This is a genomic window from Psychrobacter sp. TAE2020, from assembly GCF_018919485.1.
In the GTDB taxonomy this organism is placed as follows: Bacteria; Pseudomonadota; Gammaproteobacteria; order Pseudomonadales; family Moraxellaceae; genus Psychrobacter.
The window spans coordinates 2,919,888-2,944,932 of sequence record NZ_JAHLMU010000001.1 but is presented as its reverse complement, the minus strand read 5'-3'; the positions used below and the strand labels follow the sequence as shown (position 1 = coordinate 2,944,932).

The following is a 25,045-nucleotide window of genomic DNA, read 5'->3' as shown; positions in this document are numbered from 1 at the left end:
TACTTATATTTTATATATAATTGTATTAACTTAGTTACATAGTAGTGCATTTTGGTCAGTAAAGCAAATAATAAGTTATAAATAACCTGCTGTATTGTAACTTTCTAATAATATTCAAGCCTTTATAGTATTTGGTATACAGGAATAATCACTCATTTTTTTTTAATTAATTTTTTAGAAAATGTTGATGCTTGGCAGATATCAAAATAACCATTGAGAGAGTAAGAATCAAAAAAAACCCTACTATTAGTAGAGTTTTATAAAGAATAGCAGATTTAATTCTATTCTTGAGTTTAAGGTTATGAATGAGTCTACTGAGAGACCGGATCGTTTTCAGAAACTTTTCACTAAGTTGCTGCCATCACAAATATTATTAGCTGCTGGGTTGGCCTTGTGCAGTTAGTAAAGCACTTAGCAGTAGCGCATCATCTGGATAAGTCAGTTTAATATTTTGACGACTGCCAGCTACTAACCTAATAGGGAAGTTTAGCTGCTCAAAGGCGCTAGCTTCATCAGTGATTTTTAGTTGTTGGTTGGCAACATAAGACAATACTTGACGCAGCTTACCCAAGCGAAACACTTGTGGGGTTTGTGCTTGCCAAATAGTGCTACGATCTATAGTACGCTGAGAATAGTAACGCTGATTATTACTCATAGCTTCTGAATCAGGGTCAGGCTTCTGCATTGATAGCAGGTTATGATCAGAAGGTTGGTGTTGTGCTTGTTTTAGAGTATCAGCAACTGGAGTGGCAAGGATAGCCCCATAAGGCTCAGTCATAGCAGCGCTAATCACACGCTCGATATCAGCAGTAGTAACTGCGGGTCTCGCCGCATCATGAATCACTACTAAATCATCATCTGCCGCACCACTCTGAGCAATAGCTTGCATGCCTGAGCTTACCGACTGCCAACGTTCAGCACCACCCTGCGCATAAGATACTGGTAACTCGAAGTTTAGAGTGTGCGCGGTTGTATCATCAGCGGCAATGACTAGCAAACAGTGGGTAATGTAAGCACTACTAGCTAACCTAGCGACGCTAAGCTGCAGTAAGGTCTGCTCATTAATGAGTAAATACTGTTTAGCTACAGCGGCACCAAAACGACTGCCGCGTCCAGCAGCGACTATCATAGCGTGTACTTTAGGAGGGTTGTTAAGCTGAGACTGACTATGGAGCTGAAGCTGCTTATCAGCTTCAGCACTAAATTCAGTGTAGGGTTCAGTATTCAACTTATTGGTAAATTTAGGATCAAGCCTGTTATTCAGCTTATTGTTCAGCTTGGTATTGAGGATGCTCATAGTGATAGTGTGCCAGCCTGATAGTGATTGTTCTAGTTTATATTAAGCTATTAACAATCATTGGCTACTACGAGTAGTGGGCGAAGTAGATATCTGCACAAAGGTCTCATTGTGCTTAATCAGCCCTAGATCTAAGCGTGCATGTTCCTCTACAGCTTCGAGGCCATTCTTTAAGTCATTAACATCAGTACGTAACAAGTTATTTGCCGCTACTTGATTATCATTAAAGCGCTGTTGCTCTTCGATTTGACTCAATAACTCATTGCGTTCGACATGTCCATTACCGCCGAACCAGTATTGATACTGCAGCCCTAGCAGCACCGCAACGGCCAAAGCAAGTAACATAAATTGGCTAAAGTATTTCATATGCTCACAACATCAAACCAGAGAATAAAAGAATATATACAAAAGTGAAAATCACTATATTTATACCGTTAATAGAGCTTAATAGCTTAGCATTATCATTAAAATAAGTACAAGCTACTAAGCCAAACTTTGCTAGCAACCTCAAAACCTTAGTTCTGAATTCACTACTCTATAATGAGTAAATACTTGACTGTCGAGATTTTAGCCGCGTAAGCCGATGAACTCTTCACGGCCACGATAACTTGCGCGTACTTGCTGCTCTATGCGTAACAGTTGATTGTATTTTGCTACGCGGTCTGAGCGGCATAATGAGCCAGTTTTGATTTGACCAGCAGCCGTACCTACGGCTAGATCAGCAATAGTGCTATCTTCAGTTTCGCCCGAGCGATGAGAAATAATAGTCGCATAGCCATTTTTCTTAGCTAGATAGATAGCATCTAGAGTTTCTGACAAAGTACCAATTTGGTTAAACTTAATCAAAATAGCATTAGCGATATGTTTATCAATACCTTCTTGCAAGATAGCTGGATTGGTTACGAATAAATCGTCACCGACTAACTGTACTTTGTCCCCGATTTGCTCAGTTAAATACTTCCAACCATCCCAATCTGACTCATCGAGGCCATCTTCGATAGAGATAATCGGATATTGGCGCGCCAGCCCTACTAAGTAGTCAGAAAAACCTTGGCTATCAAAGCTCTTGTTACCCTCGCCGGCCAAAATATATTTACCGTCTTTATAGAACTCACTAGCCGCACAATCAAGCGCTAAGTGGATATCTTCACCAGCTTTGTAACCGACTTGCTCGATCGCTTGCATGATAACAGTGATGGCTTCTTCATTACTACGTAAGTTAGGGGCAAAACCACCTTCATCACCAACGGAAACGCTCAAACCTTGCGATTTTAGTACTGACTTTAGGCTATGAAAGATCTCTGTACCAGCTTGTAGCGCTTCTGAAAAGCTGGTAAAGCCGACGGGCTCAATCATGAACTCTTGGATATCGACAGTGTTATCTGCATGCTCGCCACCGTTTAAGATATTCATCATTGGTACAGGCATAGTCAGTGAAGTCTGATTACGCAAATTAGCGATGTACTGATGTAGCGGTAGATGTTGTGATTTAGCAGCGGCTTTAGCGGTAGCTAATGACACCGCTAGTATAGCGTTAGCCCCTAAACTGCCTTTATTTTCAGTGCCATCAAGCTTAATCATCGCATCATCAATCTGCTGCTGCTCAGTGACATCTTTGTCCATCAAGGCGCTGCGGATTTGACTATTAACATTGGCTACGGCTTTTTTGACCCCTTTGCCCATGTAACGGTCTTTATCGCCGTCACGTAACTCTATCGCTTCACGTGAGCCAGTAGATGCTCCGCTTGGCACTGCTGCACGGCCTACTGTACCATCAGCTAAAATAACATCAGCTTCAATCGTTGGATTACCACGTGAATCTAGTATTTCACGAGCACGAATATCTTTAATTGCGGTGACTCTGTTGGATTCTTCAGCGTACATAATGTCTTAAATTCCTTTGGTCATGCCAAGTTTGTGGGATAAAAAAGGGACAATAAAATATTGGGCGTGCCTACTTGTGAGTGTTCAACACGTCCTAGAAAGACGAACAAATATAACTGGGATAAATGAGTCTATAACTAACACCGTAAACACGGTCAATTATGCTTATATAAACCATAAATAAGTCTTATATTTATGACTATAAAAACACTGCTATGGTGCTTGGCATCATAGCATAAATTCAATTAAATATTACCACTGTTAGCGCTAACCTTTATAGAGTGTACTGACGCCTAAAGCTCGACTATTCGATGTTGACAATTAAACCTTATCTATTAAAACCTGTCTGATAAAAACCAGCTACTAACTAAATGTCAGTTACTAGACCTTTTTTTCAGCATTAGGCGCAGATACCGTATTAGTTAATTCCACAGCCGTTTTAAAACGAGTTAAGCGTAGGGCATTCATCAGTACTGAGATTGAGCTAAGTGCCATAGCAGCGGCAGCTATCATTGGGTTTAAGAAACCAAAGGCGGCTAATGGAATACCTAGACAATTATAAATAAAAGCAAAGAATAAATTTTGTTTAATATTGCGTACTGTTGCTTGAGCTATTTTTTGTGCCGCATCAATGTGCATCAGTGACTCACCCATCAAGCGCGCAGAAGCGCTATGCTGTGCCACATCAGTACCTTCAAACATTGCAAAACTAGCATCAGCAGTGGCCATAGCTGGCGCATCATTGACCCCATCTCCAGCCATCGCCACTTTATGTCCAGCGGTTTGTAACTTCGCAATTTGGCTAGCTTTATCACGTGGACTCATTTGACCATAAGCGGCATCAATACCTAGCTGCCCTGCTACGTGGTCGACAACTGACTGCTTATCACCACTCATTAAGATGACCTTAATACCGGCAGCTTGTAGTGCACTAATCGCCTCTGGAGTATCGGACTTTAGATCGTCCGCTAATGCAAACGCCCCTAAAGGCTCATCATTAATGCTCACCGCCACAGTACTAGCAATTTGCCATACTTTGGGCATCAGCTTAGGCAATAGCAAATTTGCAAAATCGGCAGTACCGACTTTGACGGTGCCAAGACCTTCGATATTAGCTTGAATGCCAGCGCCTTTGATAACGCTAATATCAGTCACCGGTAGTAAGGATAATTGGCGCTCATTTGCCGTATTGATTAAGGCAGTTGCTAGCGGATGGCTGGCATGCACTTCGACACTAGCAGCAAGTTGCAGCACCTCATTGACGGCTAAAGACTTATCCACCATTACTTGATCAACGATAGTCGGTTTACCAATAGTCAAAGTACCTGTTTTATCTAGGACTACAGTATCAATACCCCCTGCCGCCTCTAAACTCTGTGCATCTTTGAACCAAACCCCATGCCGAGCAGCAACGCCCATACCAGCCATAATCGCCGCTGGAGTAGCTAAGCCTAAGGCGCAAGGACAAGCAATGACCAATACAGATACTGCATGCATCAATGCGGTATCTAACATCCCAGTCAGCCACCAAGTTAGCCCAAAAGTAACTAAGGCAATGGCTACTACTACTGGCACAAAGATAGCGGTTACTTTATCTGCTAAGCGCGCCAGCTTGGCTTTAGATCCCTGCGCATCGCTAAGCGCTTGCACCATATCACCAAGCTTAGTATCGCTACCTTTAGCAGCGACCCGATATAATAAGCTACCGTTTTCGACTAACGCCCCTGCCAGTAGTCCATCACCAATTTGTTTTTTCAGTGGTACAGATTCCCCAGTTAAATGACTCTCTACACACCAGCCTTCACCATCGATAACAATCCCATCAGTAGCCACGCGACTGCCTTGCTTGGCACGTAAGATGTCATCGATTTGTACTTGTTGCAGAGCCACATTATGAAAATCACCATTAGGCTGCTGCTGTTCAACTTCATCAGGGGTTAATGTCAATAATAAATCAATACTATTTAGGCTGTGTTTTTTAGTACGCTCTTCTAGATACTTACCGGTACGTACAAAAGCGATAACCATCACCCCTGCTTCAAAATATACCTCAGGGCCATGGCTCATAGCGCCTTGCAGCATAGTGTTATCGCCGTGAGTTAACCAAGTATAAGTTGAATAAGCCCAAATGGTCACAGTGCCGATCACCACCAGCACATCCATATTGGCCAGCCCACCTTTTATTGATGCCCAAGCACTACTATAAAAAGGCAGCGCAAATCCAAACTGGACGATGGTCGCCAATACAAACTGAATCCAAGTCGCTGGCATCCACGTCATACCTTGACCTACTAGCATACCTGCCATACCGACTAAGAATGGTATCAAACACACCCACAGTCCAATTAATCGCCAAGGTAGACGAGTTGCAGTGTCTTTATCAGTTTTGGCAAATAAGTCCTCGCCTGCTTGTAGGTTAGCTACAAAGCCAGTTTTATTGACCCACTCGGTAATCTGCTCGGGTGTAGTTTCTATTGGATTATAATCTACGTTAGCCGTCTCGCCAGCGAAGTTGACACTAATCTCATAGACCGAAGGTTTTTTAGTCAGTACTTTTTCGATTCGCGACGCACAAGCCTGACATGACATGCCCTCAATCGCTAGCTGCAAATGTGCGCGCTGCGGTTGCAACTGAGTATTTTTCTGAATCTCAGTCTCTACTGCATAGCTTTCATCGGAGGATGTGCGGGTGGAATCATTCATAAATAAAAGCTCGTCATACTGAGTACAGAGATATAACCGCCATAAGCGAGCGCTATTAACGTATAACAGTAGGTCAGTGGGTGGATGGATGCTGGACAAGATAGGGTAATTAGACCAATAAATCAATGTATAACATCAGTCAGCACTGTTATCTTCATTATCCTACGCAGGAAAAGCATAATAAGTAATAGAAATAGTAACAGTCATTGTTAACATTAGGCCAAATACTGGATTTTCAAGCGTGATTGGCAAGTTAGCTAAGTTTAAACAAAAAAGCTAAACCTTAAATTTGTAGCAAAAAAAAACCAGCCTTAGCAGCTGGTCTGATTATACAAGTATAAACATCTTACGAATTAGCAACAGTAGCATCAAATCCAGCATCATCAATTGCAGCGGCAATCTTCTCGGCGCTAGTTTTGCTATCCTCAAAGCTGACTGTTGCTAAATTATCGGCAAGCTCAATTGAGATAGTATTTAAGCCATCGATATCAGCAGTAGCAGTATGCACACTAGCCACGCATCCACCACAAGTCATGCCATCGATATTAATAATACGCGTTTGCTCTGCCATGTTAGGCTCCTTATTGTTATCTATTAGGGTATTAACTTACTATTAGCCACTACGTTAGAACAATGCTGACTGAACATCAAGTGAGTTTAGTAGCTGATTTATTACCCACCTAGTTACCATTCAATATTCACTTCTCGTGATAATGTGGGTTTTGTGGAGAATCAATTGGGAACGGTTGGGTAACATAGTCAACCATGCTGATAGCCGCGGTCAATGCATGAATACTAGTGTCAGTATCCTCGTAACTGACTATAGCGCTATTGCTGGCGGCATCGAGCTCAATAGCAGTTACGCCAGTAATGTTTTTTAGCGCTATCATAATACTGTCGAGGCCTTTAGCATCTCTGATATTATCGATACTTACTCTCGCTGTTTGCATAGCCATAAGCTTGCCCTCTCATTTTGGAAGATGGTGTTTATTGAGTATCTAAAACCTCAAAGCCTTTTACTAAGTCGTCAAGCTGCTTTAATTGCTGTAGAAATGGTTCAAGCTGGCTCATGCGTAGGGCACAAGGACCATCGCACTTGGCCGTCTCAGGACTAGGATGCGCCTCTAAGAACAATCCTGCCAAGCCTGTTGCCATGCCTGCACGTGCCAAAGTAGTAATCTGCTCACGGCGACCACCAGCACTATCACTACGCCCACCTGGCTGTTGCAAACTGTGAGTCACATCGAAGAATACTGGCACATCCATCTGCTTCATAGTATCGAAACCTAGCATATCAACTACTAAGTTATTATAGCCAAAAGCGCTGCCACGCTCGCACAAGATAAGCTTATCATTACCAGCCTCAAGACACTTATCAATAATATGACGCATCTCGTGCGGCGCTAAGAATTGTGCTTTTTTGATATTAATAATAGCGCCAGTCTTAGCCATTGACTCTACTAAGTCAGTTTGCCTAGACAAGAAGGCTGGCAGCTGAATAACGTCAGCAACTTCAGCTACGGGCTGCGCTTGATGAGGTTCGTGAACATCAGTAATGATCGGCACTTGATAGCGCTCTTTGATTTGGCCTAGCCAATCAATACCCTTTTCTAAACCAGGTCCGCGAAACGAATGCAAACTTGAGCGGTTGGCTTTATCAAAGCTGGCTTTAAACACATAGCCAATACCTAAGCGCTGACAGATATCGATATACTGTTCAGCAATTTCAAAAGCCAACTCTTTGGACTCTAAAATATTCATACCACCAAATAACACAAATGGCTGATCATTACCGATAGTGATGACTTGCTGACTATTGATGCTGGTGTCTGTTTTTTTGGGCGTCACAAGCTGGATATGTGACTGCGCAGTTAGTAAAGGGTCCATAAAATAGCCGTCCTAGTTATTATTGCTGATTAGCGCTGCTGATTATTATTATCTGGTACTCGATAGCTATTGTAACTGATAGTCCTGTAAAAAAAAGCCGCTAAGTTGCATTAGCCACAAACGATATAAAATCAAAACCATTCACTTGCATAAGCTACTGACCAAAAAAAGACTACTCCGTAGAGTAGTCTTTTTTTTATTTCAAACCATTAAAACTACAGCTATTTGAGCCTAACAGTGTTTGCAATTATAATTATTTGAGCTAAAACGCGCTTAAGCTCAAAAAACTAGTTAATATCGCTATAGTTTTTAGCCGCTTTTACGAAGCTATTAAACAACGGATGGCCACCGCGTGGCGAGCTAGTAAATTCAGGATGGAACTGCACCCCGATAAACCATGGATGCTCAGCAATCTCTACTGATTCAACTAAATGCTGTTTAGTTGAGTAGCCCGATATAGTCATACCAGCTTGCTCTAGTGGCTCAATGTAACGGTTGTTCATCTCATAGCGATGGCGATGACGCTCTGTGATTATATTAGAGCCGTATATTTGGCTAAGCTTACTACCAGCGACTAGCTCCGCTTGTTGAGCTCCAAGGCGCATAGTACCACCAAGATCAGAATCATCACTGCGTATTTGCAATTCGCCGCGCTCATCTAACCACTCAGTAATCAGACCAATAATCGGCTCGGCAGTCTTACGATCAAATTCAGAAGAGTTGGCATTGATATTGAGCACATTACGAGCGTACTCGATTACTGCCAATTGCATACCCAAGCAGATACCTAAATAAGGTACTTTGTTCTCGCGAGCATAAGTAATAGCTTTTATTTTACCTAGCGTACCGCGCTCACCGAAGCCTCCAGGCACTAAGATAGCATCAGCTTGTTTCAAGCGCTCAAGCAAGCTATCGTCAGTCTCTAAATGCTCAGCATCGATATAATCGATATTTACTGCTGCTTTATGGGTGATGCCAGCATGCAGTAAAGCTTCATTTATTGACTTATAAGCATCAGGTAATTCAACGTATTTACCTACCATAGCTACGGTTACCGTAGTCTCAGGATTGAGCTGCGCCTCAACGACTTTGTCCCAATCACTCAAATCCGCTTCTGGCAAATCAAGACCAAAACGCTCACAAATTAGATCATCTAGATTCTGTTCATGCAGGGTGCGTGGAATTTGATAAATACTCTTAGCATCTTCGCACATGATGACCGCACGCTCTTCAACGTTAGTAAATAGCGAAATCTTACGACGATTATCAAGAGAAATCTTGTGCTCAGAGCGACAGATTAGGATATCAGGCTGCAAGCCAATGGAGCGCAGCTCTTTTACTGAATGCTGCGTCGGCTTAGTCTTAGTCTCTCCAGCGCTAGCAATGTAAGGCACTAAGGTTAAATGCATAAGCATGGCTTTATTACGACCAAGCTCAACTTGCATTTGACGCACTGCTTCCATAAATGGTAATGATTCGATATCACCAACAGTACCACCAATCTCAATAATAGCCACATCGTAGCCTTCACCACTAGCTAAAATCTTACTCTTAATCTCATCAGTGATGTGCGGAATAACTTGTACAGTACCGCCTAAGTACTCGCCGCGACGCTCTTTGTTTAGAACGTTTTGATAGATACGGCCGCTGGTGAAGTTATTACTCTTACTCATTTTTGAATGGCGTAAAAAACGCTCATAATAACCCAAGTCCAAATCGGTCTCTGCCCCATCAGCAGTGACGAACACTTCACCATGTTGAAAAGGACTCATAGTACCCGGATCAACGTTGATATACGGATCCATCTTGGTCATAGTGACATTGACACCACGTGCTTCTAATATCGCGGCAAGAGACGCTGCGGTGATACCCTTTCCTAGCGAGGACACTACCCCACCGGTCACAAATATAAACTTGGTCATAGCACTCTATCAGTAATTGGTAAAAGAGGATTTTACTAAAAATACGTCATGAAATATAGGGCAAAACCAAAACTCTGTTAAATAGTTAGCTTTTAAGCTCTACTAATACTGATGTTGACACTTTGACCCGCTAAATTGTCTGTAAAAAACTCATAGGACTAAAAAAAACTCACCCCGAAGGATGAGTTTTTAAATCTAAAAGCAGTTTGGTTTAGTTTGGTAAGGATCATTTCTACAGCAAGCCTAGCTTTAGAACTTATATTCTAAACCTGCACCAAAGGCAAATACATTGATATCAGACTCAATAACATCATAGCGATCAAATTTTTCTTTACCATTTTTATTAACTTTATTTACTTTACCTACAGCAACGTAATCTGCTGAGTTTTGACCAATATAAGCATGTCCAGTGATATCTTTTTTAAACTGGTAAGTACCTCCTAGCACAATCTGATCTGAGTTTGAGTTGCTAAAACCATTTAGATTATCAGTTTTATTATATTGCACATAGACGGTGGTAGGTTTTGCGAAGCTGTTTAAGCCCATCTTACCACTGACTACTAGGCCTTTTTCTTTATCTGAGCCGGCAAAATCATAATCAGCTTGCTGATACATAACCCCTAGAGTTACTGGGTAATTAATATAATGAGTCAAATCGGCAGTAGCAGTAGCACGTATAACATCACCGCCATAATCAACTTTATTCTTTTGCTTAGCATCAGCTAGATCTAACAGATTGATATCGTCTCTGACATCCATATCTTTACTATAAGCAACGCCAGCGGTAAAGCCAGTACCTTGGTCAAACATCAATGAAGCGCCGTAGCCGTTTTTGCTATCATCAAAGCTTTCATCAGCGGCGTATTGGAGAGCTAAAGCTACTGGCAGCTCTTTGTATTGAGGGGCAAACCAGACGATTGAATTGTTCTGGCGAGAGTCATCTAGCATATTGAGTGCGCGTAGCTCATTTTCATTTTTGAGCTTACTATCGCCTAGATTATCCCAATAGCCTTCAGTAAGGGTGACGTTATTCACTTCACCTAATACTGATGAGTTGCGACCTAAGCGCAGTTCACCGAAGCGTTTATTGGCTAAACCTAGATAAGTATCACGACTTTTAAAGCCATCTTTATCTCCATCAACACTGATACCGTACTCTAACTGATACACCACTTCAGTTGCATCCGTTATCGACTCAGAGCCTTTAAGGCCAATACGCGAGCTATGGGAGTTTATTTTTAGTGCTTTTTTATCATAGTCTGTTGGGGCATCTGTGGTCTCATTGGGAGCAAGACGAGTCATAACATCAGACTCAAAATTAACATAGTCAGCGGTCACAAAAGCTTTGCCATAAACCTTGGGAGCTGCATGCGCAGTAGAGAATGCTACAGCCGATAATGCTGAAGCTAAAAGTATTTTTTTCATAACGAAACTCGATTTTACAGTGATATTTAGGTCATTTTGCACAGTATTAAAACGCAGACATAAAACCAAGCATAAGCTTAGAAATAATTATCTTCGTATAACTGGCTTTAAATAGGGGGCTAGGCAACATTTGTTGCTGGGTGAGTACTTGGGCTGCAAGGATAGCAACTTTGACATTATTTGCAACATTTATCGCTAAGGGAGTCGCTGACTTTTTTAATAGTAAGAACTACTACTCTGTAAGTTTAGTCTTTGTTTATTTAGTAGTGATAAAAATATAGCTGTTTATTAAAGACATAAAAAAACTCACCCCGAGGGATGAGTTTTTTTAATACTATTCTAATAGTTAGATTAGAATTTGTATTCTAGACCAGTACCAATTACTACTACTTTAGCATCGCCCGCTACCTGAATATTAGAATTAGCTAAATTATCAGCCATAACATTATCAGCTTTGTTCATACCAGCATAGGCATGCGCAATGATGTTATCTTTATAGAAGTACTTACCACCAACAACGATTTGATTTGAATCAGAATTATTAAAACCATTCAAATTATCAGTTTTGTTGTATTGTGCATAAATAGAAGCTGGACGGGCAAAGTTTGCTAGAGCCATCTGAGCGCTAACCACCAAACCTTTTTCTTTAGAAGATCCCTGATTATAATCAGCTACTTGATATAGCGCACCTAATTTTACAGGAGCAGCCATATATTTACCTAGATCAACAGTAGCGGTACCACGGATGATATCACCATCGATATTTTGATCTTTATCATATGCAACACCAGCTGTGTAGCCAGTACCTTGGTCAAACAACATCGCAACACCGAAGCCTGTGTCATCAGATTTATCACCATCTACATCATTAGAGCTATACATTGCTGATAATTGTAATGGCAGACCGTTATACTTTGGTGCAGTCCAAATAAGTGAGCTTGCAAGACGGTTACTATCCGCCATGTTTAACGCTGAAACTGTTTCTTTCTCATTTACAGTTTGGCCTAGATTATCCCAGTAACCTTCGTTCACAACAACGTTGTCAATACGAGCTAGGGTTGATTGGTTTTTACCAGCACGGAACTCACCAAACTGTTTGTTATTTATACCAAGGAATGTATCACGGTTAGTGAAAGTAGCGTTATCACCAGAGATACTTGTACCATACTCTAACTGATAAATAACATCAGTGTTAGCAGTCATAGCTTCAGAACCTTTAAAGCCTAAACGTGAAGCATGAGAATTAATCTCTACGGTGCTTTCATCATACATATTGCCAGCAGGGCCATCAAATTCGGCATTGATGTAGTCAGCCGCTAAAAAAGCTTTACCATAAATAGTTGGTGCTGCATTGGCTGCAGATACAGATAGGGCTGCGATGGCTGTAGCTAGAAGTAACTTTTTCATGGGGATATCTCCACTTCACAATTTTAGTAATAAGCTAGCTATTATTAGCTGGTGCTCATAATGGTATCGTCACAAATCCACAAAGATATAATGTGTAACTGGCTACCTAGATTAGTCAGAAACAAGTTTGACGTAGTTTTGTTACCATAAGATGAAAAAACAACTACTTACATAATTCATACCATCAACTTTAAGGTTAATGTAACTGTCATGTAATGTTCGGTTGTTAACTTTCTGATGCGTAACATGCGTTACCAAACTCATACTTCGGATATAAGCATAACAACTTTGACATAATTTGCAACATATTTTTTAGTCTTGATAGCCGTTTTTTGTTGTTATTCCCTGTAAGCCTTTAGTAACATTAGCGCCGATAATAAAAAAATTGCAATAAAAAACACTGCTACTTTGCAACAAAGATAGCAATGCTATATATCAATAAAAATAACAGACCTATACAAGCATCCTATAGCGTAGACCAGTTATAAATCTACTGATCTACCCTATAGCGGCCTAAAGCATAAGTAAGCTCGTGTGAGCACTATTGATCGATTAAGCTGATCTAGAGACTACCCTTTAGCTCACGACGTGCGTGATGTAATAAAGGCTCAGTATAGCCACTTGGTTGCTCTCGACCTTTAAATACTAAGTCACAAGCCGCCTTAAAGGCTATTGAGCCATCAAAGTCAGGGCCCATAGGCTGATAGCTAGGATCATTAGCGTTTTGACCATCGACCACTTTTGCCATACGCTTCATCACTTCCATAACTTGTTCAGTGCTGACAATATTGTGATGCAGCCAGTTAGCGATATGCTGACTCGAGATACGCAATGTGGCTCGATCTTCCATCAAACCGACGTTATTAACATCTGGTACTTTTGAGCAGCCAACGCCTTGGTTTACCCAGCGTACTACATAGCCTAAGATGCCTTGGGCATTATTCTCTAGTTCTGTCTGTGCTTCCTCAGCCGTCCAATCAGTATCTTTAGCCAGTGGAATACTCAAGATATCATCTATATTGGCACGCTTACGTGATTTTAGACGGCTTTGCACTTCAGCCACATCTACCATGTGATAATGCATACTGTGTAAAGTGGCGCCAGTCGGTGACGGTACCCAAGCAGTATTAGCCCCTTGTTGCGGATGAGTAATCTTAGTGGCCATCATCTCCTTCATATCATCAGGACGCGCCCACATGCCTTTACCGATCTGAGCATGACCTTGCAAGCCAGTTTCAAGGCCAATATCGACGTTCCATTGCTCATAAGCTGGCTGCCATGCTTGTGCTTTCATCTTGATTTTACGCACAAAAGGTCCAGCATTCATACTAGTGTGCATCTCATCACCAGTACGATCTAAGAACCCCGTGTTAATGAAAATAACCCGCTCTTTAGCTTGGCGAATAGCTTCTTTAAGATTCACCGTCATCCGGCGTTCTTCATCCATAATGCCCATTTTGATGGTATAACGTGGTAAACCTAATACATCTTCAGAGGCTGCAAATAACTCATTAGCAAACTTCACTTCATCAGGACTGTGCATTTTTGGTTTGACGATATACATAGAACCTGTGCGCGAGTTCAAGTGCTTAGACTTGCCTTTCAAATCATTTAATGACATAAGCGGGGTAATCAATGAATCCATAATGCCTTCAAAAACTTCCTCTGGTCCATCACCCAAATCTACTAATATAGACGGGTTCTGCATCAAATGGCCGACGTTACGGATAAGCAATAGAGCACGACCAGGTAATACTAGCTTGCCGCCATCTGGGGTAGTATATTCGCGATCAGGGTTTTGCTTACGAGTACGTAACTTACCCCCTTTTTCAAAGCTTTCTTCTAGATTACCATTCATCAAGCCAAGCCAATTGCGATAGACGGCAACTTTTCCTTCAGCATCGACGGCAGCAACAGAATCTTCGCAATCTTGAATAACACTAATAGCAGACTCGAGTAGCACATCTTTAATATTAGCTGGATCATCCTTACCAATGGAGCTATTAGCATCGATCTGAATCTCGACGTGTAGGTTATGGTTCTTCAGCAAGATAGCCGTTGGGTTATCCGCAGCTCCGACGTAGCCGACGAACTTAGTTGGATCAACAAGCTCGATACGCTTATCACCTTGGGCAATCTCAAGCTTGCCATCGACTATTGCAAAACCAGTAACGTCATTATAAGAGCCAGAAGCTAAGGCAATATTGTCGTCTAAAAATTTCTTAGCGTAAGCTACGACTGCTGCACCACGTTTAGGGTTATAGCTGCCTACCGGCTCTTGACCATTTTCTGAACTAATAACATCAGTGCCATATAACGCATCATATAAACTGCCCCAACGAGCGTTAGTAGCGTTCAGTGCATAACGAGCATTTTTAACCGGCACTACCAGCTGTGGCCCAGCTATATCAGTAATTTCTTTATCGACATTCTTAGTGCTAACTTGGAAATCACCGCCTTCAGGCAGCAGATAACCGATGTCGGTTAGAAATTGCTTATAAAGAGGATAATCAATGACCCCCTCTTTGGCAGGATGATCTAAATGCCATTGGTCAATTTGGTCTTGTAGTTTGACTCGGGTAGCCAGCAAGGCTTTATTACGTGGCGTAAACTCTTTGACAACCTTCTCAAAACCTGCCCAAAAATTATCTGAATCGACACCGACGCTAGGTAGCACTTCATTTTCGATAAAGTCATACATTTGCTGTTCGATGGCAAGAGTGCCTTTTTGGATACGATTAGCGTGAGAAGCCTGGCTCATAGTAGTGTCCTTATCTATACGTTAAAGGTGTTAATGTTGAGTTGTGCTATTGGTTGCGCAAACTAATCAGGGTTTAGCGTGCTATATTTCATCCGAACTACACTCATTTTAGATTCAGATATCTGTTATCAAAAACAGTAGTAGTTAACTAAACTTCAATAATCTAAACCTTAATTTTCTCTCAAATAAAAAGCCGCTGACTAAATTTTAACGGCTTTTAATCATACTTTATGAGCAGTAAACTTAATGCCAACCAAGATCATTCTAAGTGCAGATCAAAACCATTAGAATATTACTGTAAAACCATTCTATAGTGGCTTGATCTGCCTACTAGCGCAAACTGATAATAAATGCTAATTATCCAGCAATAAACACTAGTAACTAATAGTAAGACAAATTACCTAGAAAGCAAAATGCATCCTACTATCAAATTAAGAAATAAACAATAATTAGCCATTCATAAGATAAATAGCGAAGTTTTATATTAATGATACCTTAGGCTGTGTATACCTTTAGCGAGGTACTACAACTTAGCTAATGACATGACTTGAGCGTCTACATAAACTGTAAGTAATCATTACCAATGATCTTTAGCGCTCCTTACTATCGCTGAGATTCAATCAAATAAAGAGGATGACTGCTATAATAGCGCTGATAGAACCTCCTTAATAAATACTAACTTGCCAATAAAGCTTGAATATTCTATGACTCCTTATAAAAACCATGCGCTAGATGCAAAACTAGCCATTGAGCCAGCATATAAAGACAACACTACTAGCGCTGTTAATAGTAACGACGATAGCGATGACAGTAGCGAAGACAGTGTCGATGTGGCACGACTACGCACGCCTATCAAAGTTGACCTGACGCCTATCTATGACTTTTTAGGCAGCCGGACAGACTCAACATGGGTAGACCATGCTCTTAACCACTTACCTTTACTCATACAAGATCATGCCAACTGTGAAAAGAAGGCTGCAGGTACAGCGATGAATCTTATCTTTCGCTATGAGTTTGCCTATGATTTGCAGCGTAAACTTGCGCAGCTAATACGCGAGGAGATGCTCCATTATGAGCAAGTGCTCGGTATCATGCATGAGCGTGGGCAGGATTGGCAGTATCTGAGTGCTGGACGCTATGCTAAAGGTATGCTCAAACATAAGCGTACTTTTGAGCCTGCAGCAATGATAGATATATTGATTATTGGTGCTTTTATTGAAGCACGCTCCTGTGAGCGTTTCGCAGCATTGGCTGAGGTAATAGAAGACCCCCGTTTAGCGAAGTACTATCGCTACTTACTCAAGTCTGAAAGTCGGCACTTCGAGGATTATTTAGCTTTGGCGCAATCACTATCTGAAGACAATATCGATGATCGAGTAGCCTTTTTTAAAGTGTTGGAGTCTGAGCTGATATCGAGTCCAGATACTGAGTTGCGTTTCCATAGTGGCATACCTGTTTAATACCAGTCTCGCTATTTGCTTGTTTGCCTGATTAGCTTGCTTGCTTTTTTAATAATCACTTAGGTAAATTTATAATGAGATACTAATACAATAAGCACAAAAATAGCGCAAAAAAAGTCCTTGCTACTAGTCAATAGTATTGATTAGTAGCAAGGGCTTTTTATAAAACTGTTTTACTATTGTTATAAATCTGATTGGTGACTTTAGCGACTAGCGCTTTGTGACACTAGTATCATATTGTTTATTGGCTTTTGCCACGTTATGGGGATCATGATCTTCAGTAATACGCTCAGCGGCAGCTGGATTAACTTTTTGTAGCGCATCATCAGGAACTATGCCTTTATTATCAGCAGCGTCCCTCAACTTATAATTTTCATCAGAAGTTTTTCGGTCATCATCGCGATTAACTGGTGTAGTCATAATTTGCCCTTACTTTCATGGCTGATTAAAAAAACAGTCGACTTGTATGCAATAATTGATTAGTTACTATTAGTCTTTTTGGTCAGGGTTTAAAATGCGGCTTTGCGCATTATCAACACTAGCATAACGATTCATCTCAGTAATGCCTTCGCTCTTAGGAGCTTCGCTACCCACAGTATATTCGTTAATTCCTTCATCAAAAGCACTGCCCCCTTGTTGATCTCGACGATCAGGCTGACGAGCAGCATTATCACCCTCGTTAACATGTACATTATCGACTATATTTTTATCAAAAGTATCAGTGCCATTAGTAACAGACGTATTAGCTTCTAGCTCATCATGATTAACGATATCATCTTGAGTGATAATATCCCCTTCTACCCACTCATCATTAGCTCCAGTAGTAGCCAAGACGTCTTGATGATTCACTCTTTCACTTACTACACGCTCACTAGTGTTGCTATTAGCTATACGTGAATCTATAGAATTATCATCCAAGCTTTCTATATCCTCAATGAGCCCTGCTCCTATTACCGTTTCTTGCAGAGTTCGAGTGCCTTTGATTTCATCATGCTCAGCAACACTGGCATGATTATTTATAACAGTATTAGCAGTGTGTTCAGTGACCATTTCATTTAAAGTTTCATGACTGCTAATTGGAGTTTTAGTTAATGCCGGATCTTTGGTTTCCATTTTATTATCCTTAGAGTAGTTAGGCTTATTTAATAGCTGTTTATCTAATAGCTTAGTCAATAACTTAGTCAACAATCGTAGCTTAGGACTTATCAATCAACTTAAATAATTAAATCTTATTACCATCTTGACTTAAGTCATAGGCATTTAGATCACCAACATTTTTGCCGCCATCTGGTAAGTTTTCCTCTTTACGAGGATCAGAATATATTTCATCTGTTTCTTGAGATTTTTGCTGAGGACCATCTATTTCTGAATCATACTTGCGTCCTTCATAGCTGCCTTTTGCATTATCTGGAGCTACAGAAGCAGGATCCTCTACAATGACCTGTTCTTCATTATTAGGCTGTTCATTATCAATCATCAACTGCTTATCAATAGTAATGTCATTACCTAAAGTACTTTTAGCATTATTTATAGCAGGTTTCATAGCGTGTCCTTGACATAAGTATCATGATTATTATTAGTAGTGAGCTTACTTATCAGTACGAGATTTTTCATCAATAAAAGGGGTAGCTTCTTCTGCCGTCAACTTTTGTGGTTTATCATCCTGTTCGGACTGGTCCAAATTAATCTTGATCTGCTCGGCATCAGATTTTTTTACGGCTGTTGTTACTGCAGACTTTGGTTCTAGATCCTTATCTGAGCTATTCATAACCTCTCCTATCAGCAATTAAGGTTCAATATTAACAATGATTATTGTCTCTAAAAACTAGCTGTAACCCCATATAACCCCTTTATCTAAGATCTGAATTAAATAACTTTAGCGGTTAATAGAAAGCCAGTAATAGGCAATTAATAGTTTGGCAGCAATAATATTCAATACTATAAACCACTTAAGTATAAGTAATTATCCGATTACTACTCTAGTGTACTGCGGTATCAATATGTGAATATATGTGAGGTTAAAACACGGTTTGTAACTCAATCTATTTTGTAAAAAAAACCAAATATAGCTTATTAGCCATACTTGGTTTCTTATAGATATTACTACTGTCAAACTCAGGGGTTATTAACTACCCCCTAACTATCTCGGACTCTCACCAGCATTACTAGTGATACCCTACCAATGCTATTAGTAAAGCATTGGCTGTTAAGCGTCTAAGCGTCACTAACACCGCTAATAGTCTTTAGTAGATAATCTTGCGCAGTGTGAGCGGTCTCGCCAGCACTTGGCTGTAGCTGTTCCCACTTCCCTTTACCCTCCAAACTCCATGCCTGTACATTATCTTGTAGATAATTGAGCAGACCATCTTGATAGATCTGTTTAAACATCTTTTTATCTTGAATCGGAAAGGCGACTTCTACTCGGTGGAATAGATTGCGATCCATCCAATCGGCACTAGCACAGTACAAGCGCTCGTCGCCATTATTGTGGAAATAATAAACCCGAGTATGCTCTAAAAAGCGGCCAATGATCGAGCGCACAGTGATATTCTCAGACAAGCCTTGTACTTGTGGACGCAGGCAACACATCGAGCGCAAAATAAGCTCAATCTTAACCCCTGCTTGTGAGGCATCATAAAGCTTATCAATCAGACGACGCTCAGTTAAAGCATTAGTCTTGATGATAATATGAGCGAGCTTACCAGCTTTAGCATGAGCAATTTCGTCGTCAATAAAGCGCATAAGCTGCTCATGCAAAGTAAAAGGCGCATGAAGTAGTTTTTTTAGGTTAGCAGGTTTGCCCATACCTGTAAGCTCTTGGAAGATTTTATGCACATCTTCTGAGATGTCAGGGTCAGCGGTAAACAAACCATAATCGGTATAAACCTTGGCATTGGCCGCATGATAGTTGCCGGTTCCCAAATGCACGTAGCGAATGATTTTGTCATCTTCACGGCGCACAATCAGCATTAGCTTGGCATGAGTTTTATAACCCACAATGCCGTATACCACTACGGCGCCAGCCTCTTGTAGATAATTAGCAACGGCGATGTTGGATGCTTCATCAAAACGAGCGCGCAATTCGATAACAGCGGTAACCTCTATACCATTACGCGCAGCAGCAGCCAGTGCTTGTACGATCTCAGAGTTAGTACCGGAGCGATATAAAGTTTGTTTAATCGCTAATACTTTAGGATCGTTAGCGGCTTGCCATAACAAGTTGATAACGGGTGAGAAAGAGTGAAAAGGATGATGTACTAATACGTCCCCTTTACGCATCGCACCAAACATACTAGTACTGCGATCGAGCTTATCAAATTCGCGGCGAAATGCTTTGGGTAGGACATGAGTAAAAGGCTGATAGCGTAGATTAGGAATATTAAAATCAAATAACAAACGAGTTAGGTTCACTGGACCATTAACTCGGTAAAGCTGATTTTCATGCAACTCAAACTGGTTAAGTAGATAGTCACTAATAGGCGTTGGACAGTCAGTAGTTACCTCAAGGCGCACTTTATCACCGAAGCGACGATTCTCAAGCTCACCTTCTAAAGCTTTGGCAATGTCATCGACATCATCAGCTAAGTCCAAATCTGCATTACGAGTCAGTCTAAACTGATGGCAACCCGTGACATTCATCCCTGGAAATAAATCACCGATATGCTCATGAATCACTGCCGAGAGCATCACATGGTGCTCTTTACCACCCGTCAACTCATCAGGTAAGCGAATGACTCGTGGCAAACTACGTGGTGCTGGTACTATAGCTAAATTAATATCGCGACCAAAAGCATCCTTACCTTCTAAACTGGCAATAAAGTTCAAGCTTTTATTGACTAAACGGGGGAAAGGATGGGCTGGATCAATACTGATCGGTGTCAATACTGGTGATACTTGCTCAATAAAGTAACGCTTCATCCATGCCGACTGCTCGCTATTTAGCTCATCACGCTTTAGATAACGAATATCTTGTTCCGCTAGCGCCGGTAAAATGTCCTCATTCAAAATACGATACTGCTCTTCGATAGCCTTATGAGTAATCGCTGATATCTCGCTCAAAGTTTCGCTTGGGCGCATACCATGAGGGCTATGCGCAGCATCACCGAGATTGAGCTTTTGCATAAGACCAGCTACTCGAATCTCAAAAAACTCATCTATATTCGATGAAAAAATAATTAAGAAGAATAAGCGCTCAAGCAAAGGATGCAAGGGACTTGCCGCTTGTGCCAATACTCGTAGATGAAACTGCAATAAAGATAAATCACGGTTGATATAGCTGTTCGAAGAATAACTACCATCATCAAAACGTTGCCAATCAATTTGGGTAAGAGGCGAGTGCTTAATGAGAACGCTGTCCTTACTACTACCGATATTACTATCATTATTAGGGTTATTAGGGTTATTAGGGTTATTAGTATCGTTATTATTATTACTTTTCACTATTGCCATGCTCCTACTCCAGGTTGTCATTAGGCACTATTATCTACTTCGATTGCTACTACAACTATTCAGTGCTGTAGCTACTGTATAGGATAATGATGTCACTGATACTTTTTTAGTATTACTTAGGCTATTATACTTATACGAATTTTAGTTATTAGACTTATTAGACTTGGTTTAATAAAGACATATTAAAATAAAGGCTTATCACCATAAAATCTTAGTACTACAAATTAAAGATGGCCTTTATAGTTATGCCTATTGCGGTAAAGCGGCGTTGTTCAAGCGTTTTTTTATAATACGCTGCTTATTACGCAAACGTCTATCATTGCGATTATTTTCATAATATTTAGGGTTGGTCAAAGTGGCAATGAGCAGTGCTGACTGATCTCGGTTTAGATTGGCAGCTGATTTATCGAAATAGTGTTGTGCAGCGGCCTCAATACCATAAATACCATCGCCAAATTCTGCGACGTTAAGATAAGCACTTAGTATACGTGGCTTGTCCCAAAAGGCTTCGATCATTACCGTAACCACTGCTTCTTCGCCTTTACGAATGTAAGAGCGATGTGAGGTCAAAAATAAGTTTTTGGCTAATTGCTGAGTGATAGTAGAACCGCCAGCAGAGGACTTGCCAGTCGCTTCGTTCTTTTTCATAGCTAATTCAATGCCTTTAAAGTCAAAGCCGTTGTGCTGACTAAAGGTTGAGTCTTCGCTGACTATAGCCGCTTGTTTGGCCGACTTAGCAATCTGATCATAATCTACCCAAGTTTGAGTAACGCTGCCACCAGTGAGTCGATGCGTAAGCATAAACATGCTGTTATTAATAGGCTGGGTCTTCCACAATAACAACAGTCCTGCTACCAACACATGAAAAGCTATCATTAAAATTATCACTGCCAGTAATAGCCGTTTGATAAATCCGCCAAAACTTGTCATGTGTTAAGTGTCCAATTAATTAAAAGAATAATAAGTGACCAAGATTGAAGCTGATTAGTAGGCTATCTTACCCAATCTCACTATCTGTGTCACTGCTGCTGTTATTATTTGGCTGATTTCTTTATCATATACAACATTCCCCACCTCTATAACTAGTCACACTATCTCCAACAAACCACTGCGATAGCCAGCACTTTAGTAGTAGCTATTCTACTATCAACCACTTTGCTATGAGTTTTTATATGAGTAACTGTATGAACTATCCTGACCCTATGCAAGCACTACGAGCGGCTATTATTGAGGCTACACCTAAGCTCAATCAACCTGAACTCTATCAGCAATGGTGGCTACTAGGTACTTCAGGCTGTCACTTGTGCGACGATGCTGAAAACATACTAATGCGCTTACAATCCGTACAGCCGCTTAGTTACCAGAATATCGATATCGCTGACTTTGATGAAACTTTGATGCTGAGCTTTGCCACTAGCATTCCAGTATTATTGACTGTCAATAAGCGTTTAGATTGGCCCTTCTCAGTACTAGATTTGCAGCAGTTATTGTCTGAGTATTAACCGTTAACTTACCTCACTTATCTTTTTATTATGTTAGCCATAGTTAGCTTTTAAGCAATAAGCTAGCGCGCACTCGAATATAAATATGACAATAGCCACTCTACTCCTACCAGATAATAGTCACTTCATCGTTAGCCGCTTAATGCTAAGCGGTTCATCCCTACTAAAATAATCTACATAAATTCAAATGCTCAGGTAAAAATAGGGATTACCTGTATACTGCTCAGCGTGTTAAACCGTAACCACCAAGCTTTATCCCTGTATCTACTAGATAGCTGTATTGATTTCTGTAATTAGAGATTATTTACTAGTAAAATTTTTTGACTTTTGCTATGTTGTTCAATGAGTCAACTCCTGACGTTGACTCATTGAAGTTCTATCTATCAACTGTATAAATTTCACTCTATGTTCAGTCCCTTATAAAAAACAAAAGCCAGATAGAGTCAAACACTAATAAACCAGTTAATTGGCAAAATATTTGATATGACTTTAGCCTCATTGAGGTAAGCTTAGTAAAATAATGGATTAGTACACATTGCAACAAGGATTGTTCAAATGTATACATTTTTGGCCTTAGCGCCGATTTTAGTAGTTCTCGTACTGTTAGTAGTTATGCGGCTACCCGCCAAAATATCTATGGGCGTTGCCTATTTAGTCACTGCACTGTTAGCTTTATTTGTCTGGCAAGCTAGTGGCGCGCAAGTAGCTGCCGCCACAGTAAACGGTATCATCGTTGCCCTCACCCTATTGTTTATTGTATTTGCTGCTATTTTATTATTGAATACCCTAAAAGAAGGTGGTGCTATCATCGCTATTCGTAAAGGGTTTATGGATATCTCACCCGATAGACGTATTCAAGCCATTATTGTCGCTTGGCTATTTTGTTCAATGGTCGAAGGCTCGTCAGGATTTGGTACTCCCTCTGCTATTGGGGCACCGTTACTACTCGCCTTAGGGTTTCCGGCGATGGCCTGCGTTATGGCTGTGCTTATTATTCAATCGACGCCGGTATCATTTGGCGCTGTAGGTACTCCAGTATTACTTGGGGTATGGACAGGAATCAATGATAAAGAAGATATCACTCAAGCTATTGCTCCGCTATCTCCAGAAAACTATCTATTACAAATCACCGCTAATATCGGTCTTATTCATGCCGTAGTAGGCTTTTTAATTCCGCTAATTCTAGTGGCTTTCTTGACCCGATTCTTTGGTGAGAAACGCTCTTTTGTTGAAGGCTTAAAGGTCTGGCCTTTTGCTATTTTTGCTGGTCTTAGCTTTACCATTCCTTACTTTTTAGTAGCCAAATATCTAGGCCCAGAGTTTCCGTCACTAGTTGGTGGTTTTATCGGCTTAATGATCGTATTGCCTGCCGCAAAACGTGGATTTTTGATGCCTAAAGAGATTTTTCATTTTGCGCCAAGAGCTAAATGGGATAAAGACTGGCTAGGCTCGCTGCCTGAAGAAAAGTACGATGACACTATTGCCCCGAAGTTTTCTTTGGTCAGAGCATTTTCTCCTTATCTTGTGGTAATCGCTTTATTGATTATAACAAGAGTAGTAGCACCGCTCAAAGCGTTCTTAACTGGTGATATGACTACCATCGAATTTAGCAATCTATTTGGTACCACCATATCTAGTAAAGTACAGCTGGCCTACTCTCCGGGTACTATTTTAATTATCAGCTCATTACTATGTATTTTATTATTCAAGATGAATGCTCAAGCGGTGAAACGTAGTTGGAGTAATTCAGCCAGAACTATGGTTGACGCTGCACCAGCCCTACTGCTTTCTGTGCCTATGGTACAAGTATTTATTAACTCTGGTTCAGCAGCTGATGTGGTTAATGCCCTACCAGCTATGCCGATACTATTGGCTGAAAGTGCCGCTGGTGCCTTTCAGAATGCCTGGCCATTAGTAGCGCCGTGGATTGGGGCAATGGGTGCCTTTATTGCAGGCTCGAATACGGTTAGTAATATGATGTTCTCTTACTTTCAATGGTCTACTGCCAGCCAAATTGGCTTCGATACTAATCTTGCAGCCCAGGTGGTCGCTCTACAAGCCGTAGGCGGAGCAGCTGGTAATATGATTGCCGTGCATAACGTGGTCGCCGCTTGCGCAGTAGTGGGACTCATGGATAAAGAAGGCTACGTTATTCGCAAAACCTTGCTGGCAATGACCTATTACGTCATTCAAGCAGGATTAATTGGCATGGGTATTATCTTTGGTAATATAATGTGGTGGATCTTAGCGGTGATTTGGCCAATAGTATTCTTTGGGCTTATGGCCATAACTGGTAAAAAAGCCACTAGCTCAGTCATAGACAACCGCTAAAACCTATACTCTGACTA

Annotated in this window: 20 protein-coding genes; 3 read left to right on the top strand and 17 right to left on the bottom strand. The window is 40.9% G+C overall.

Annotated features, from left to right (window positions below; all coding sequences use genetic code 11):
• Window positions 1–373 precede the first annotated feature (373 nt).
• The 11 genes from KPY62_RS12130 to KPY62_RS12080 all read right to left on the bottom strand — a co-directional run bounded on the left by KPY62_RS12130 (window position 374) and on the right by KPY62_RS12080 (window position 15,286).
• On the bottom strand, window positions 374–1,129 hold the full coding sequence (locus KPY62_RS12130) for an IspD/TarI family cytidylyltransferase (protein WP_216583375.1): 756 nt from the start codon (window positions 1,127–1,129) through the stop codon (window positions 374–376).
• A 225-nt stretch (window positions 1,130–1,354) separates the two neighbouring features.
• Complete coding sequence (locus KPY62_RS12125; RefSeq protein ID WP_216582572.1) at window positions 1,355–1,663, bottom strand: FtsB family cell division protein; 309 nt, start codon at window positions 1,661–1,663, stop codon at window positions 1,355–1,357.
• Window positions 1,664–1,864: 201 nt separating this feature from the next.
• Window positions 1,865–3,181: a phosphopyruvate hydratase gene (gene eno / locus KPY62_RS12120; protein ID WP_216582567.1), complete on the bottom strand. Its 1,317-nt coding sequence runs from the start codon at window positions 3,179–3,181 to the stop codon at window positions 1,865–1,867.
• Between the two features lie 381 nt (window positions 3,182–3,562).
• The gene (locus tag KPY62_RS12115) at window positions 3,563–5,884 is read right to left on the bottom strand and encodes a heavy metal translocating P-type ATPase (protein WP_216582565.1); all 2,322 of its coding nucleotides are present in this window, start codon (window positions 5,882–5,884) and stop codon (window positions 3,563–3,565) included.
• A 346-nt stretch (window positions 5,885–6,230) separates the two neighbouring features.
• Entirely contained in the window at window positions 6,231–6,455 is a 225-nt protein-coding gene (locus KPY62_RS12110; protein ID WP_216582563.1) for a heavy-metal-associated domain-containing protein, read from the bottom strand.
• Between the two features lie 127 nt (window positions 6,456–6,582).
• Entirely contained in the window at window positions 6,583–6,840 is a 258-nt protein-coding gene (locus tag KPY62_RS12105; protein ID WP_216582561.1) for a heavy-metal-associated domain-containing protein, read from the bottom strand.
• 31 nt (window positions 6,841–6,871) lie between these two features.
• Entirely contained in the window at window positions 6,872–7,771 is a 900-nt protein-coding gene (gene kdsA, locus KPY62_RS12100) for a 3-deoxy-8-phosphooctulonate synthase (RefSeq protein ID WP_216582559.1), read from the bottom strand.
• A 287-nt stretch (window positions 7,772–8,058) separates the two neighbouring features.
• A complete protein-coding gene (locus tag KPY62_RS12095; protein ID WP_216582557.1) occupies window positions 8,059–9,693 on the bottom strand; it encodes a CTP synthase in 1,635 nt (544 codons plus the stop codon).
• Between the two features lie 249 nt (window positions 9,694–9,942).
• Complete coding sequence (locus KPY62_RS12090; RefSeq protein ID WP_216582555.1) at window positions 9,943–11,118, bottom strand: porin; 1,176 nt, start codon at window positions 11,116–11,118, stop codon at window positions 9,943–9,945.
• Between the two features lie 351 nt (window positions 11,119–11,469).
• A complete protein-coding gene (locus tag KPY62_RS12085) occupies window positions 11,470–12,525 on the bottom strand; it encodes a porin (protein ID WP_216582553.1) in 1,056 nt (351 codons plus the stop codon).
• A gap of 562 nt (window positions 12,526–13,087) precedes the next feature.
• A complete protein-coding gene (locus tag KPY62_RS12080) occupies window positions 13,088–15,286 on the bottom strand; it encodes a malate synthase G (RefSeq protein ID WP_216582551.1) in 2,199 nt (732 codons plus the stop codon).
• A 704-nt stretch (window positions 15,287–15,990) separates the two neighbouring features.
• Here KPY62_RS12080 and KPY62_RS12075 point away from each other — a divergent pair.
• The gene (locus KPY62_RS12075; RefSeq protein WP_216582549.1) at window positions 15,991–16,746 is read left to right on the top strand and encodes a tRNA-(ms[2]io[6]A)-hydroxylase; all 756 of its coding nucleotides are present in this window, start codon (window positions 15,991–15,993) and stop codon (window positions 16,744–16,746) included.
• Between the two features lie 210 nt (window positions 16,747–16,956).
• Here KPY62_RS12075 and KPY62_RS12070 read toward each other — a convergent pair whose 3' ends face one another.
• The 6 genes from KPY62_RS12070 to mtgA form a co-directional block, all read right to left on the bottom strand.
• Complete coding sequence (locus KPY62_RS12070; RefSeq protein ID WP_216582547.1) at window positions 16,957–17,166, bottom strand: hypothetical protein; 210 nt, start codon at window positions 17,164–17,166, stop codon at window positions 16,957–16,959.
• A gap of 69 nt (window positions 17,167–17,235) precedes the next feature.
• The gene (locus tag KPY62_RS12065) at window positions 17,236–17,859 is read right to left on the bottom strand and encodes a hypothetical protein (protein ID WP_216582545.1); all 624 of its coding nucleotides are present in this window, start codon (window positions 17,857–17,859) and stop codon (window positions 17,236–17,238) included.
• Window positions 17,860–17,968: 109 nt separating this feature from the next.
• Complete coding sequence (locus KPY62_RS12060; RefSeq protein ID WP_228730684.1) at window positions 17,969–18,289, bottom strand: hypothetical protein; 321 nt, start codon at window positions 18,287–18,289, stop codon at window positions 17,969–17,971.
• A gap of 45 nt (window positions 18,290–18,334) precedes the next feature.
• The gene (locus KPY62_RS12055; protein WP_216582543.1) at window positions 18,335–18,514 is read right to left on the bottom strand and encodes a hypothetical protein; all 180 of its coding nucleotides are present in this window, start codon (window positions 18,512–18,514) and stop codon (window positions 18,335–18,337) included.
• Between the two features lie 446 nt (window positions 18,515–18,960).
• Window positions 18,961–21,195 carry a polyphosphate kinase 1 gene (ppk1, locus tag KPY62_RS12050; RefSeq protein ID WP_216582541.1) on the bottom strand — a complete coding sequence of 745 codons (2,235 nt, stop codon included), beginning with the start codon at window positions 21,193–21,195 and terminating at the stop codon, window positions 18,961–18,963.
• A 249-nt stretch (window positions 21,196–21,444) separates the two neighbouring features.
• A complete protein-coding gene (gene mtgA, locus KPY62_RS12045; protein ID WP_216582540.1) occupies window positions 21,445–22,125 on the bottom strand; it encodes a monofunctional biosynthetic peptidoglycan transglycosylase in 681 nt (226 codons plus the stop codon).
• Between the two features lie 254 nt (window positions 22,126–22,379).
• On the opposite strand from mtgA, the gene KPY62_RS12040 reads away from it, so the two are divergent.
• Together KPY62_RS12040 and KPY62_RS12035 are read left to right on the top strand one after the other, a co-directional pair.
• A complete protein-coding gene (locus KPY62_RS12040) occupies window positions 22,380–22,697 on the top strand; it encodes a glutaredoxin family protein (protein WP_216582538.1) in 318 nt (105 codons plus the stop codon).
• Window positions 22,698–23,252: 555 nt separating this feature from the next.
• Window positions 23,253–25,028: an L-lactate permease gene (locus KPY62_RS12035; RefSeq protein WP_216582536.1), complete on the top strand. Its 1,776-nt coding sequence runs from the start codon at window positions 23,253–23,255 to the stop codon at window positions 25,026–25,028.
• Window positions 25,029–25,045: the final 17 nt, after the last annotated feature.

Bases quoted from the DNA above. Each gene is read 5' to 3' on its own strand.
- KPY62_RS12130 (WP_216583375.1), bottom strand. From the start codon at position 1,129: ATGATAGTCGCTGCTGGACGCGGCAGTCGTTTTGGTGCCGCTGTAGCT.
- KPY62_RS12125 (WP_216582572.1), bottom strand. From the start codon at position 1,663: ATGAAATACTTTAGCCAATTTATGTTACTTGCTTTGGCCGTTGCGGTG.
- eno (WP_216582567.1), bottom strand. From the start codon at position 3,181: ATGTACGCTGAAGAATCCAACAGAGTCACCGCAATTAAAGATATTCGT.
- KPY62_RS12115 (WP_216582565.1), bottom strand. From the start codon at position 5,884: ATGAATGATTCCACCCGCACATCCTCCGATGAAAGCTATGCAGTAGAG.
- KPY62_RS12110 (WP_216582563.1), bottom strand. From the start codon at position 6,455: ATGGCAGAGCAAACGCGTATTATTAATATCGATGGCATGACTTGTGGT.
- KPY62_RS12105 (WP_216582561.1), bottom strand. From the start codon at position 6,840: ATGGCTATGCAAACAGCGAGAGTAAGTATCGATAATATCAGAGATGCT.
- kdsA (WP_216582559.1), bottom strand. From the start codon at position 7,771: ATGGACCCTTTACTAACTGCGCAGTCACATATCCAGCTTGTGACGCCC.
- KPY62_RS12095 (WP_216582557.1), bottom strand. From the start codon at position 9,693: ATGACCAAGTTTATATTTGTGACCGGTGGGGTAGTGTCCTCGCTAGGA.
- KPY62_RS12090 (WP_216582555.1), bottom strand. From the start codon at position 11,118: ATGAAAAAAATACTTTTAGCTTCAGCATTATCGGCTGTAGCATTCTCT.
- KPY62_RS12085 (WP_216582553.1), bottom strand. From the start codon at position 12,525: ATGAAAAAGTTACTTCTAGCTACAGCCATCGCAGCCCTATCTGTATCT.
- KPY62_RS12080 (WP_216582551.1), bottom strand. From the start codon at position 15,286: ATGAGCCAGGCTTCTCACGCTAATCGTATCCAAAAAGGCACTCTTGCC.
- KPY62_RS12075 (WP_216582549.1), top strand. From the start codon at position 15,991: ATGACTCCTTATAAAAACCATGCGCTAGATGCAAAACTAGCCATTGAG.
- KPY62_RS12070 (WP_216582547.1), bottom strand. From the start codon at position 17,166: ATGACTACACCAGTTAATCGCGATGATGACCGAAAAACTTCTGATGAA.
- KPY62_RS12065 (WP_216582545.1), bottom strand. From the start codon at position 17,859: ATGGAAACCAAAGATCCGGCATTAACTAAAACTCCAATTAGCAGTCAT.
- KPY62_RS12060 (WP_228730684.1), bottom strand. From the start codon at position 18,289: ATGAAACCTGCTATAAATAATGCTAAAAGTACTTTAGGTAATGACATT.
- KPY62_RS12055 (WP_216582543.1), bottom strand. From the start codon at position 18,514: ATGAATAGCTCAGATAAGGATCTAGAACCAAAGTCTGCAGTAACAACA.
- ppk1 (WP_216582541.1), bottom strand. From the start codon at position 21,195: ATGGCAATAGTGAAAAGTAATAATAATAACGATACTAATAACCCTAAT.
- mtgA (WP_216582540.1), bottom strand. From the start codon at position 22,125: ATGACAAGTTTTGGCGGATTTATCAAACGGCTATTACTGGCAGTGATA.
- KPY62_RS12040 (WP_216582538.1), top strand. From the start codon at position 22,380: ATGAACTATCCTGACCCTATGCAAGCACTACGAGCGGCTATTATTGAG.
- KPY62_RS12035 (WP_216582536.1), top strand. From the start codon at position 23,253: ATGTATACATTTTTGGCCTTAGCGCCGATTTTAGTAGTTCTCGTACTG.